Raw genomic sequence first — 12,511 nt, forward strand, 5'->3', positions numbered from 1 at the left:
ATGAACAAGGATTAACCGTGCCGACTCCGCCACCAGTGTCACCGTTGGCCGCGAACATGGGCGACAGTCCGGCGCCCTTGTACGCTCGCGTCAAACAGATGATCACCCAGCAAATCGACAGTGGAAACTGGCCGCCGCACTACCGCGTTCCGTCGGAAAGCGAGCTGGTCAGCCAGTTGGGCTTCAGCCGTATGACCATCAACCGCGCACTGCGCGAGATGACCGCCGACGGTCTGTTGGTGCGCATGCAGGGCGTCGGCACGTTCGTCGCCGAACCGAAAAGCCAGTCCGCACTGTTTGAAGTGCACAACATCGCCGACGAAATCGCCTCCCGTGGCCATCGCCACACGTGCCAGGTGATCACCCTTGAAGAAGAGGCCGCCGGTTCCGAGCGCGCCCTGGCCCTGGACATGCGTGAAGGCCAGAAGGTCTTCCACTCGCTGATCGTGCATTTCGAAAACGATATTCCGGTGCAAATCGAAGACCGTTTCGTCAACGCGCTGGTGGCGCCCGACTACCTCAAGCAGGATTTCACCCTGCAAACGCCTTACGCCTATCTGAACCAGGTCGCGCCGCTGACCGAAGGCGAGCACGTGGTCGAGGCGATTCTGGCCGAGGCCAGCGAGTGCAAATTGCTGCAGATTGAAAAAGGCGAGCCGTGCCTGCTGATCCGTCGCCGCACCTGGTCCGGTCGTCAGCCAGTGACCGCCGCCCGTTTGATCCACCCCGGTTCCCGTCATCGTCTGGAAGGTCGGTTTCATAAATGAGCGAAGTGAAAGTTTTACGCGCCAAAGATTATCCACGCATGCCGTGGAAAAACGGTGGCGGCAGCACTGAAGAAATCACCCGCGACGCGGGCACTGGCCTTGATGGTTTCGGCTGGCGCCTGTCGATTGCCGATATCGGCGAGTCGGGCGGGTTTTCTACCTTCGCCGGTTACGAGCGGATCATCACCGTGTTGCAGGGTGACGGCATGACCTTGTCGGTGGATGGCCAGGCCACGCGGCCGTTGTTACCACTGGACCCGTTTGCCTTCAGCGGCGAAAGCCAGGTGTCCTGCACGTTGCTGGGTGGCCCGATTCGCGACTTCAACCTGATTTATGCGCCACTGCGTTACAGCGCTCGGTTGCAGTGGCTGGACGGCGAGCAGCGGTTTTTCAGCGAGGCCGGGACTGTGCTGGTGTTCAGTGTGAGCGAGGCGCTTGAGGTAAAGGTCGGTAACGCTGCTTCGCAACTCGGTCGTCATGATTGCCTGCAACTCATCGGTAACACCGGCCTGCTGGATGTCTCCAGTAACGGCGCCTGCTGCGTGATCGAGCTGACTTCACGCTGATATCCGAATCTCAAAAAGATCGCAGCCTTCGGCAGCTCCTACGGTGGCATGAGTACACCCTGCAGGAGCTGCCGAAGGCTGCGATCTTTTGCTTTTGAGCGTTCCCGAAAGCGCACCACTTTGTTACCGAACGCCCCAGCGTGGCGCAAAACCACGCTCAAGTAACAAGCCATCACCCCTCCGCAAAATCCCCCCCGAAAAATTTCATCTTCCTCAGAGCCCTTGATCTACAGGCTTTGCACCCCTTTCAGAATTTTTCTTGAACACGCATCCAACAAGTTGGCCGCTTGATTGCATATGCTTGTATGTACAAGTAAAGACGTATGCGTATGAGTCGACCGAGACTCTCCGCAGCGTCCACTGATTCGCTTGTGTCGCTTTGACGCGCACAGGCTGGCTTACCCACCGCCAGGGTTGGTTTGGATTGATCGCTGAGGAGTCTTTTTCGTGACTGACATTAAACCCACTAAGTTTCGTGACGTTGAAATCCGCGCTGCCCGCGGTAACAAGCTGACCGCCAAGAGCTGGCTGACTGAAGCGCCACTGCGCATGCTGATGAATAACCTCGACCCGGAAGTCGCCGAGAACCCTAAAGAACTGGTGGTTTACGGTGGTATCGGTCGTGCGGCGCGTAACTGGGAATGCTACGACAAGATCGTCGAAAGCCTGACCAACCTGAATGACGACGAGACCCTGCTGGTGCAATCCGGCAAGCCGGTCGGCGTATTCAAGACCCACACCAATGCACCGCGCGTGCTGATCGCCAACTCCAACCTGGTGCCACACTGGGCGAGCTGGGAACACTTCAACGAACTCGACGCCAAAGGCCTGGCCATGTACGGCCAGATGACCGCCGGCAGCTGGATCTACATCGGCAGCCAGGGCATCGTCCAAGGCACCTACGAAACCTTCGTCGAGGCCGGTCGCCAACACTACAACGATGACCTCAAAGGCAAGTGGGTACTGACCGCGGGCCTGGGCGGCATGGGTGGTGCGCAGCCTCTGGCTGCCACCTTGGCCGGTGCGTGCTCGCTGAACATCGAATGCCAGCAGGTCAGTATCGATTTCCGCCTGAAAAGCCGTTACGTCGATGAACAGGCCAAAGACCTCGATGACGCTTTGGCCCGCATCGCCAAATACACCAAAGAAGGCAAGGCGATCTCCATCGCCCTGCTCGGCAACGCGGCTGAAATCCTGCCGGAACTGGTCAAGCGCGGCGTACGCCCGGACATGGTCACCGACCAGACCAGCGCCCACGACCCACTCAACGGTTACCTGCCAGCAGGCTGGACCTGGGACGAATATCGCGCCCGCGCCAAGATCGAACCGGCTGCCGTGATCAAGGCCGCCAAGCAGTCCATGGCCGTGCACGTCAAGGCGATGCTCGACTTCCAAAAACAAGGCATCCCGACCTTTGATTACGGCAACAACATCCGTCAAATGGCCCAGGAAGAAGGCGTGGAAAACGCATTCGATTTCCCAGGCTTCGTACCGGCCTACATCCGTCCACTGTTCTGCCGTGGCATCGGCCCGTTCCGTTGGGCTGCACTGTCGGGCAACGCTGAAGACATCTACAAGACCGACGCCAAGGTCAAAGAACTGATCCCCGACGACGCCCACCTGCACAACTGGCTGGACATGGCCCGCGAGCGCATCAGCTTCCAGGGTCTGCCGGCTCGTATCTGCTGGGTTGGCCTGGGTCTGCGCGCCAAGCTAGGCCTGGCGTTCAACGAAATGGTGCGTAGCGGTGAGCTGTCTGCGCCCATCGTGATCGGTCGCGACCACCTGGACTCCGGTTCGGTCGCCAGCCCGAACCGCGAAACCGAATCCATGCAGGATGGTTCCGACGCCGTGTCCGACTGGCCACTGCTCAACGCTTTGCTCAACACCGCGAGCGGCGCGACCTGGGTTTCCCTGCACCACGGCGGCGGCGTCGGCATGGGCTTCTCCCAGCACTCGGGCATGGTGATTGTCTGCGACGGTACTGACGAAGCGGCCGAGCGTATCGCTCGCGTTCTGCACAACGACCCGGCGACCGGTGTCATGCGTCACGCCGATGCGGGTTACCAGATCGCGATCGACTGCGCCAAGGAACAGGGCCTGAACCTGCCGATGATTACCGGCAAGTAATGCTTGCCCTGTAGGAGCCGGCTTGCTGGCGATTCAGACACCCCGGTGTGTCAGGCCCAATCGCCAGCAAGCCGGCTCCTACAAGGGTTGCACCAACCCAGAATAACAATCCACAGAGGTTGAATCATGGCTGTTAACAACGATCGTGCAGGCAGCAAACCCTTGATCGAGAAACGCTCGATCGACTACATCCCGGAAGCGGAGAGACACGGTCGCCTGTTTAGCCAGTTCACCCTGTGGATGGGTGCCAACCTGCAAATCACCGCGATTGTCACCGGGGCCCTGGCCGTTGTGCTGGGCGGTGACGTGTTCTGGTCGTTGATCGGTTTGCTGATCGGGCAACTGCTCGGCGGTGGCGTGATGGCGCTGCATGCCGCGCAAGGGCCCAAGCTTGGCCTGCCGCAGATGATTTCCAGCCGTGTGCAGTTCGGCGTTTATGGCGCGGCCATCCCGATCGTACTGGTCTGCTTGATGTACCTCGGCTTCACCGCAACCGGAACCGTGCTATCCGGTCAGGCGCTGGGCCAGTTGTTTGGCGTCAGTGACACCGTCGGTATCCTCATCTTCGCCAGTGTCATCGTGCTGGTCACGGTACTCGGTTATCGGGTGATCCATTTCATTGGCCGTGTCGCCAGCGTCATTGGTGTGATTGCCTTTGTTTACCTGTTCAGCCGTCTGATGAGCCAGACGGACGTTGGCGCACTCCTGCAAATCCGCCACTTCAGCTGGAGCAGCTTCTTGCTGGCGGTGTCGCTCGCGGCGTCCTGGCAGATCGCCTTCGGCCCCTACGTGGCTGACTATTCGCGCTACCTGCCGAGCAAGACTTCCTCGGTGAAAACCTTTTTCGCCGCGGGTGCGGGTTCGGTCATTGGCGCACAGGTGGCGATGATCCTCGGTGTGTTTGCCGCGGCCTCGGCCAACGGGCAATTCGCCGGCCACGAAGTGGCCTACATCGTGGGTCTGGGCGGTACCGGTGCCACTGCTGCGCTGCTGTACTTCAGCATCGCGTTCGGCAAGGTCACCATCTCCACGCTGAACTCGTACGGCAGCTTCATGTGCATTGCGACCATCATCAGCGGCTTCCGTGGACACCTGCAGGTATCGCGCTTGCAGCGGCTGGTCTTCGTGTTAGCCATCGTCGGTGCAGCGACCCTGATCGCCTTGCTCGGTCAGCACTCGTTCCTCGGTGCGTTCAAGTCGTTCATCCTGTTCTTGCTGGCGTTCTTTACGCCATGGAGCGCGATCAACCTGGTGGACTACTACTGCATCACCCGCGAACGCTATGACGTGCCGGCGCTGTCCGATCCGAACGGTCGCTACGGTCGCTGGAACATGCTCGGTATCAGTATCTATGTGTTCGGTGTGCTGGTGCAGCTGCCGTTCATTTCCACCAAGTTCTATACCGGTCCGCTGGTGGCCGCTCTGGGTGATGTGGATATTTCCTGGATCATCGGTCTGGTGCTGCCTGCAGCCCTGTATTACCTGTGTGCGAAAAAATGGCACGGCACCGTGCCCGATCAACTGATTCTGCCGGTCGAGCAGGACAGCGTTGTACAACCTAAAACAAGCGGGGCCGGTCGCGCTGCGGCGCAGGCCTGATTGGACGTGGATAGGGCTGGATGCCTCTTGACTGCCGTAAGCCAATTCATGATTAGGAGCGTCACTACAATGAAATCGAACAAGACCCTGCTGACCACATTGCTTTCCATGGGCCTGCTCGCCAGCGCCGGCGCCACCCAGGCAGCCGGTTGGTGCGAATCGGGCAAGCCGGTGAAATTCGCCGGTCTGAACTGGGAAAGCGCCATGTTGCTGACCGACGTGCTGCAAGTCGTGTTGGAGAAAGGTTACGACTGCAAGACCGACAGCCTGCCGGGCAACTCCATCACCATGGAAAACGCCCTGAGCAGCAATGACATTCAAGTGTTTGCCGAAGAATGGGTCGGCCGCAGCGAAGTCTGGAACAAGGCTGAGAAGGCCGGCAAAGTCGTCGGTGTCGGTGCCCCGGTCGTCGGCGCAGTCGAAGGCTGGTACGTGCCGCGTTACGTGATCGAAGGTGACGCCAAGCGCAAGCTGGAAGCCAAGGCGCCGGACCTGAAAAACATTGCTGACCTGGCCAAGTACGCCTCGGTGTTCAAGGATGCCGAAGAACCAGCCAAGGGCCGTTTCTACAACTGCCCGGCCGGCTGGACCTGTGAGCTGGACAACAGCGAAATGCTGAAGAGCTACGGCCTGGAAAGCAGCTACACCAACTTCCGTCCGGGCACCGGCCCGGCGCTGGATGCCGCCGTGCTGTCGAGCTACAAGCGTGGCGAGCCGATCCTGTTTTACTACTGGTCGCCAACACCGCTGATGGGCCAGGTTGACCTGGTCAAGCTCGAAGAGAAACCTGGGGTGAACAAGGAAGTGACCATCAAGGTCGGCCTGTCCAAGACTTTCCACGAGCAAGCCCCGGAACTGGTGGCTGTGCTGGAAAAGGTCAACCTGCCGATCGACCTGCTGAACCAGAATCTCGGGCGTATGGCCAAAGAGCGGATCGAGTCACCAAAACTGGCGAAAATCTTCCTCAAGGAACATCCTGAAGTCTGGCACGCATGGGTGAGCGAAGACGCAGCCAAAAAGATCGACGCGGCCTTGTAGGTTGAGCCTCTCCGACTGTCGTCAGCGGCAGTCGGATGCTTGATCGCAACCCCTTGATTGAGAGCCTCTTATGTTTCCCGAAAGCTTTACCTTTTCCATCGCCGACTGGGTCAACGGTTGGGTCGATTCGCTGGTCACCAACTACGGCGACGTGTTCCGCAGCATCTCCGATACCCTGTTGTGGGCCATCGTCAATCTTGAAGGGCTGCTGCGTGCGGCGCCCTGGTGGCTGATGCTGGCGATCGTGGCGGGCGTTGCCTGGCACGCAACCCGTAAAGTCGTAACCACCGCCGTCATTGTCGGTTTGCTGTTCCTGGTGGGCGCGGTCGGCCTGTGGGACAAGCTGATGCAGACCCTCGCGCTGATGATGGTGGCGACGGTCATTTCGGTGCTGATCGGCATTCCGCTGGGCATTCTCTCGGCGCGCAGCAATCGCCTGCGTTCGGTGCTGATGCCGCTGCTGGACATCATGCAGACGATGCCGAGTTTCGTGTACCTGATCCCGGTGCTGATGCTGTTTGGTCTGGGCAAGGTCCCGGCTATTTTCGCCACCGTGATCTACGCCGCACCACCGCTGATCCGCCTGACCGATCTGGGCATTCGCCAGGTTGACGGCGAAGTGATGGAAGCAATCAACGCCTTTGGTGCCAACCGCTGGCAGCAACTGTTCGGTGTGCAACTGCCGCTGGCCCTGCCGAGCATCATGGCCGGGATCAACCAGACCACCATGATGGCCCTTTCGATGGTGGTGATTGCCTCGATGATCGGTGCCCGTGGCCTAGGTGAAGATGTGTTGGTGGGGATTCAGACCCTCAACGTCGGACGTGGCCTTGAAGCCGGTCTGGCGATCGTGATTCTGGCAGTGGTGATCGACCGCATTACACAGGCGTACGGTCGTGCACGGCATGAGGTGAGCAAATGAACAACCAAGCCATCAGCAAAATCGAAGTCAAAAACGTCTTCAAGATTTTCGGCAACCGTTCCAAGGAAGCGCTGGGCATGATCGGCCAGGGCAAGACCAAGGATCAGGTGCTGGCCGAAACCGGCTGCGTGGTCGGCGTGAACGACCTGTCGTTGAGCATTGGTAGTGGCGAGATCTTCGTGATCATGGGCCTGTCCGGCTCCGGCAAATCGACCCTGGTGCGCCACTTCAACCGCCTGATCGACCCGACCAGCGGCGCTATCCTGGTGGATGGCGTGGACATCCTGCAATACGACATGGACGCCCTGCGCGAATTTCGCCGACGCAAGATCAGCATGGTGTTCCAGAGCTTCGGCCTGCTGCCGCACAAGACTGTGGTGGACAACGTCGCCTACGGCCTGAAAGTGCGTGGCGAGACCAAGCAGATGTGCTCCGAGCGCGCGCTGCACTGGATCAACACCGTGGGCCTGAAGGGCTACGAAAACAAATACCCGCACCAGCTCTCGGGTGGCATGCGTCAGCGTGTGGGCCTGGCTCGTGCCTTGGCGGCGGACACCGATATCATCCTGATGGACGAAGCGTTCAGTGCGCTCGATCCGTTGATCCGTGCGGAGATGCAGGACCAGTTGCTGGAACTGCAAAAGACCCTGCACAAGACCATCGTCTTCATCACCCACGACCTCGACGAAGCCGTGCGCATCGGCAACCGCATCGCGATCCTCAAGGATGGCCGCCTGATTCAGGTGGGTACGCCGCGAGAGATCCTGCATTCGCCGGCGGATGAGTATGTCGACCGGTTCGTACAGCGGCGGGCGGCGGTGGTTTAAGACATTTGCGGTGACAGTGCCGGCCTCATCGCGAGCAAGCCCGCTCCCACATTGGATTGTTGGTGTTTTAAAAATTTGTGTTCGACACAGATCCAATGTGGGAGCGGGCTTGCTCGCGAAGGCGTCGGCAAAGCTGCATCAATATTCAGGTTGTATGCACGAGGTCAAAGATGTCCCAGGCTGAAAAAATCGTTATCGCCGACGCCCCTCTGCGTTGGCAGGATGTCGTCGCAGTCGCCCGCCACGGCGCGCAGCTCGAGCTGTCGGCCCAGGCCTGGGCGCGGATCGAGAACGCTCAGGCGATCGTCCAGCGCATCGTCACCAGCGGCGAACGCGCTTACGGCGTCAACACCGGTCTGGGTGCGCTGTGCAACGTCTCGCTGAAAGACGAACAGCTGAGCCAACTGTCGCGTAACACCTTGCTCAGTCACGCCTGTGGCGTTGGCGCGCCACTGACTGACGAACAGACGCGCGCGATCATGTGCGCCGCCATCCGCAACTACAGCCACGGCAAATCCGGCATCCATCGCCGGGTAGTCGAAGCGCTGCTGGCGCTGCTCAATCGCGGTATCACCCCGCAAGTGCCGTCCCAGGGCTCGGTGGGTTATCTGACCCACATGGCGCACATCGGCATCGCGCTGCTGGGTGTCGGCAATGTCAGCTATCGCGGGCAGATTGTTTCTGCGCAACAGGCCCTGGCCGAAGAAGGTCTGCAACCGGTTCAGCTCGGCGCCAAAGACGGCTTGTGCCTGGTCAACGGCACGCCGTGCATGAGCGGCCTCAGCTCCCTGGCGATTGCCGATGCCACGCGCCTGCTGCAATGGGCCGACGTGATCGGCGCCATGAGCTTCGAAGCCCAGCGGGGCCAGATCGCAGCGTTCGATGCCGAGATCATCGCCCTCAAGCCGCATCCGGGCATGCAGCAGGTCGGCATCAACCTGCGTTCGCTGCTCGATGGCAGTGAAGTGATTGCGTCGAGCAAAGGCATCCGCACCCAGGATGCGCTGAGCATCCGTTCGATCCCGCAGGTCCACGGCGCTGCACGGGATCAACTGGCGCACGCGATCCAACAGATCGAAACCGAACTCAACGGCTGCACCGACAACCCGTTGCTGCTGGGCACGCCGGACAATTTCCGCATCATGTCCCAGGCCAACCCGCACGGTCAGTCCGTGGCCATGGCCGCTGATTTGCTGGCCATTGCCATGGCGGAAATCGGCTCCATCGCCGAGCGCCGTCTCGACCGTTTGATCAACCCGCACGTCAGCGGTCTGCCGGCCTTCCTGGTGGCCAATCCGGGGGTGAACTCGGGGATGATGATCGTGCAATACGTCGCCGCTTCGCTGTGTGCGGAAAACCGTCAACTGGCGCAACCGGCGGTGCTCGACAACTACGTGACCTCGGGCCTGCAGGAAGACCATCTGAGCATGGGCACCAACGCCGCACTGAAGCTCCATCGCGCACTGGAAAACTGCACACAGATCCTCGCCATCGAGTACCTGTTGGCGGCTCAGGCATTTGAATTCCTCAAAGAGCAGCGCTTCGGCGCAGGCACTGATACCGCCTGGCGTCTGCTGCGTGAACGGGTTCCGGCCTACGATCAGGACCGCTGGCTGGCGCCGGATATCGCTGCGGCTGCCGGGGTTTTGAAAGATTCGAATTTGCTGCACAAGGCTTTGCCGAACCTGAACTGATTCCTACATCAAACCAGCGTGCCAAGGCGCAAGCCCCCCAAAAGGCGGGAAGCGACGGACAACGGACATTTCCGGAGCGTCTGGTTAGTTAACAAAAAGACTCTCAAAAGGAGAATAAAAGTGACTGCGCTAAATTTAATTCCCGGCCAACTGAGCCTCGCCCAACTGCGTGATATCTATCAGCAACCGGTCAAGATCACCCTCGACAACAGCGCCTCGGCACAGATCGAAGCCAGTGTTGCCTGCGTGGAACAGATCCTCGCCGAGAACCGCACCGCTTACGGCATCAACACCGGTTTCGGCCTGCTGGCCTCGACCCGCATCGCCAGCGAAGACCTGGAAAACCTGCAGCGCTCGCTGGTGCTGTCCCACGCCGCCGGTGTGGGCGAGCCGATCAGCGACGCGCTGGTCCGACTGGTCATGGTGCTCAAGGTCAACAGCCTGAGCCGTGGTTTCTCCGGTATTCGCCGCGTGGTCATCGACGCGTTGATCGCCCTGATCAACGCTGAGGTTTACCCGCACATTCCATTGAAAGGTTCGGTCGGTGCCTCCGGCGACCTGGCGCCGTTGGCCCACATGTCGCTGGTGCTACTGGGTGAAGGCAAGGCGCGCTACAAAGGCGAGTGGATGGAAGCGACCGAAGCGCTGAAAGTCGCCGGTCTGACGCCGTTGACCCTGGCCGCGAAAGAAGGCCTGGCGTTGCTTAACGGCACTCAGGTGTCCACCGCTTACGCCCTGCGCGGTCTGTTTGAAGGTGAAGATCTGTTCGCGGGCGCCCTGGCCCTTGGCGGCCTGACCGTCGAAGCGGTGCTGGGTTCGCGTTCGCCGTTCGACGCGCGGATTCATGCCGCACGTGGCCAGAAAGGCCAGATCGACGCCGCTGCCGCTTACCGCGATCTGCTGGGCGAGCGCAGTGAAGTCTCCGACTCGCACCAGAACTGCGAAAAGGTTCAGGACCCTTACTCCCTGCGCTGCCAGCCGCAAGTCATGGGCGCCTGCCTGACCCAGTTCCGTCAAGCCGCCGAAGTGTTGGCCGTTGAAGCCAACGCCGTTTCGGATAACCCGTTGGTGTTTGCTGCTGAAGGTGACGTGATCTCTGGCGGTAACTTCCACGCCGAACCCGTCGCGATGGCCGCTGACAACATGGCCCTGGCCATTGCTGAAATCGGCTCGCTGAGCGAGCGCCGCATCTCGCTGATGATGGACAAGCACATGTCGCAACTGCCGCCGTTCCTGGTGGCCAATGGCGGCGTGAACTCCGGTTTCATGATCGCTCAAGTGACTGCTGCAGCGCTCGCCAGCGAGAACAAGGCGTTGTCCCATCCACATTCGGTGGACAGCCTGCCGACGTCGGCGAACCAGGAAGACCACGTGTCGATGGCCCCGGCTGCCGGCAAGCGTTTGTGGGAAATGGCCGAGAACACCCGCGGAATTCTCGCGGTGGAATGGTTGGCGGCGGCTCAAGGCCTGGACCTGCGTAACGGTCTGAAGACCTCGCCAAAACTGGAGAAGGCTCGGGCGATTCTGCGTAAAGAAGTGCCGTTCTATGAGAAGGATCGCTTCTTTGCGCCGGACATCAATGCAGCGACTGAACTGCTGGCGACGCGTTGCCTGAATGAATTGGTGTCGGCGAAGTTGCTGCCTAGCCTGTAAGGGCGCCATCGCCAGCAAGCCGGCTCCTACAGGGACAACGCAATCCCCTGTAGGAGCCGGCTTGCTGGCGATACGATTTTGAAATTGTGGAGATTACGGGATGAAAACCCTCTGGCAACACTGCCACGTCGCAACCATGGCGCAAGGCGTCTACTCGATCATCGAGGATGCGGCCATCGTGACGTCCGGTGCGCGCATTGAGTGGATCGGCCCTCGCGCTGAACTGCCGGCGGGCGAATACCCGGCCGTCAACGATTTGAAAGGGGCCTGGGTCACCCCGGGCCTGATCGACTGCCACACCCACACGGTGTTCGGCGGTAACCGCAGCGGTGAATTCGAGCAGCGTTTGCAAGGCGTCAGCTATGCGGAAATCTCAGCAGCCGGTGGCGGCATCGCCAGCACCGTGCGCGCAACCCGCGCGGCCAGCGAAGACGAATTGTTCGCCAGCGCCGCCAAGCGCCTGAAAAGCCTGATGCGTGACGGCGTCACCAGCATCGAAATCAAATCCGGTTACGGCCTCGATCTGGCAAACGAACGCAAGATGCTGCGGGTCGCCCGCCGTCTCGGTGCCGAACTGCCAATCAGCGTACGCAGCACCTGCCTGGCGGCCCACGCCTTGCCGCCGGAGTATGTGGACCGTGCGGACGACTACATCGATCACATCTGCGCCGAGATGCTCCCCGCGCTCGCCGCCGAAGGGCTGGTGGATGCGGTGGACGCGTTCTGCGAATACCTGGCGTTCTCGCCGGCACAAGTCGAGCGAGTGTTCGTCACTGCGCAAAAACTGGGCTTGCCGGTGAAACTGCACGCCGAGCAATTGTCATCGCTGCACGGTTCGAGTCTGGCGGCGCGTTATCACGCACTGTCGGCCGACCACCTGGAGTTCATGACCGAAGAAGACGCCATCGCCATGGCCGCGTCCGGCACCGTCGCGGTGTTGCTGCCGGGTGCGTTCTACTTTCTGCGTGAAACCCAGTTGCCGCCGATGGACGCGCTACGCAAACACGGCGTGAAAATCGCCGTCGCCAGCGACCTCAATCCCGGCACCTCGCCAGCGCTGTCGCTGCGCTTGATGCTGAACATGGCTTGCACCTGTTTGCGCATGACCCCGGAAGAAGCCCTGGCCGGTGCGACGATTCATGCCGCCGCCGCGCTGGGCATGGCCGACACCCATGGTTCGCTGGAAGCCGGCAAGGTCGCTGACTTCGTCGCCTGGCAAATCGATCGTCCCGCCGACCTGTCGTACTGGCTGGGCGGTGATCTGGAGAAACGCGTCGTGCGTCACGGCGTTGAAACGAGCGTTTAGGAGAACAGT

10 protein-coding genes are annotated in these 12,511 nt (G+C 60.5%); all 10 read left to right on the forward strand.

What is annotated here, in order from left to right:
- Positions 1–56 precede the first annotated feature (56 nt).
- The 10 genes from hutC to hutI all read left to right on the forward strand — a co-directional run bounded on the left by hutC (position 57) and on the right by hutI (position 12,502).
- Entirely contained in the window at positions 57–767 is a 711-nt protein-coding gene (hutC, locus tag FBY04_RS00740) for a histidine utilization repressor (RefSeq protein ID WP_174602685.1), read from the forward strand.
- Positions 764–1,333, forward strand: a complete 570-nt coding sequence (locus FBY04_RS00745; RefSeq protein ID WP_084322518.1) for a HutD family protein — start codon at positions 764–766, stop codon at positions 1,331–1,333. Before hutC ends, FBY04_RS00745 begins: the two co-directional genes overlap by 4 nt.
- 447 nt (positions 1,334–1,780) lie before the next feature.
- Positions 1,781–3,463, forward strand: coding sequence for a urocanate hydratase (gene hutU, locus FBY04_RS00750; protein ID WP_145314253.1), 1,683 nt, complete (start codon positions 1,781–1,783; stop codon positions 3,461–3,463).
- 126 nt (positions 3,464–3,589) lie between these two features.
- The gene (locus tag FBY04_RS00755) at positions 3,590–5,062 is read left to right on the forward strand and encodes a cytosine permease (RefSeq protein ID WP_145314255.1); all 1,473 of its coding nucleotides are present in this window, start codon (positions 3,590–3,592) and stop codon (positions 5,060–5,062) included.
- A 69-nt stretch (positions 5,063–5,131) separates the two neighbouring features.
- Positions 5,132–6,100: an ABC transporter substrate-binding protein gene (locus tag FBY04_RS00760; RefSeq protein WP_084322521.1), complete on the forward strand. Its 969-nt coding sequence runs from the start codon at positions 5,132–5,134 to the stop codon at positions 6,098–6,100.
- A 70-nt stretch (positions 6,101–6,170) separates the two neighbouring features.
- Positions 6,171–7,022 carry a proline/glycine betaine ABC transporter permease gene (locus FBY04_RS00765; RefSeq protein WP_008058061.1) on the forward strand — a complete coding sequence of 284 codons (852 nt, stop codon included), beginning with the start codon at positions 6,171–6,173 and terminating at the stop codon, positions 7,020–7,022.
- Positions 7,019–7,849, forward strand: coding sequence for a glycine betaine/L-proline ABC transporter ATP-binding protein (locus FBY04_RS00770; protein WP_084322522.1), 831 nt, complete (start codon positions 7,019–7,021; stop codon positions 7,847–7,849). The genes FBY04_RS00765 and FBY04_RS00770 overlap by 4 nt, the downstream gene beginning before the upstream one ends.
- 170 nt (positions 7,850–8,019) lie before the next feature.
- A complete protein-coding gene (gene hutH / locus FBY04_RS00775) occupies positions 8,020–9,543 on the forward strand; it encodes a histidine ammonia-lyase (protein WP_084322523.1) in 1,524 nt (507 codons plus the stop codon).
- A 120-nt stretch (positions 9,544–9,663) separates the two neighbouring features.
- Positions 9,664–11,196, forward strand: coding sequence for a histidine ammonia-lyase (hutH, locus tag FBY04_RS00780; RefSeq protein ID WP_145314257.1), 1,533 nt, complete (start codon positions 9,664–9,666; stop codon positions 11,194–11,196).
- 100 nt (positions 11,197–11,296) lie between these two features.
- Entirely contained in the window at positions 11,297–12,502 is a 1,206-nt protein-coding gene (gene hutI, locus FBY04_RS00785; RefSeq protein ID WP_145314258.1) for an imidazolonepropionase, read from the forward strand.
- Positions 12,503–12,511 lie beyond the last annotated feature (9 nt).

This window comes from Pseudomonas sp. SJZ080, assembly GCF_007828295.1.
GTDB lineage: Bacteria > Pseudomonadota > Gammaproteobacteria > Pseudomonadales > Pseudomonadaceae > Aquipseudomonas > Aquipseudomonas migulae_A.

Bases quoted from the DNA above. Each gene is read 5' to 3' on its own strand.
- hutC (WP_174602685.1), top strand. From the start codon at position 57: ATGGGCGACAGTCCGGCGCCCTTGTACGCTCGCGTCAAACAGATGATC.
- FBY04_RS00745 (WP_084322518.1), top strand. From the start codon at position 764: ATGAGCGAAGTGAAAGTTTTACGCGCCAAAGATTATCCACGCATGCCG.
- FBY04_RS00755 (WP_145314255.1), top strand. From the start codon at position 3,590: ATGGCTGTTAACAACGATCGTGCAGGCAGCAAACCCTTGATCGAGAAA.
- FBY04_RS00760 (WP_084322521.1), top strand. From the start codon at position 5,132: ATGAAATCGAACAAGACCCTGCTGACCACATTGCTTTCCATGGGCCTG.
- FBY04_RS00765 (WP_008058061.1), top strand. From the start codon at position 6,171: ATGTTTCCCGAAAGCTTTACCTTTTCCATCGCCGACTGGGTCAACGGT.
- FBY04_RS00770 (WP_084322522.1), top strand. From the start codon at position 7,019: ATGAACAACCAAGCCATCAGCAAAATCGAAGTCAAAAACGTCTTCAAG.
- hutH (WP_084322523.1), top strand. From the start codon at position 8,020: ATGTCCCAGGCTGAAAAAATCGTTATCGCCGACGCCCCTCTGCGTTGG.
- hutI (WP_145314258.1), top strand. From the start codon at position 11,297: ATGAAAACCCTCTGGCAACACTGCCACGTCGCAACCATGGCGCAAGGC.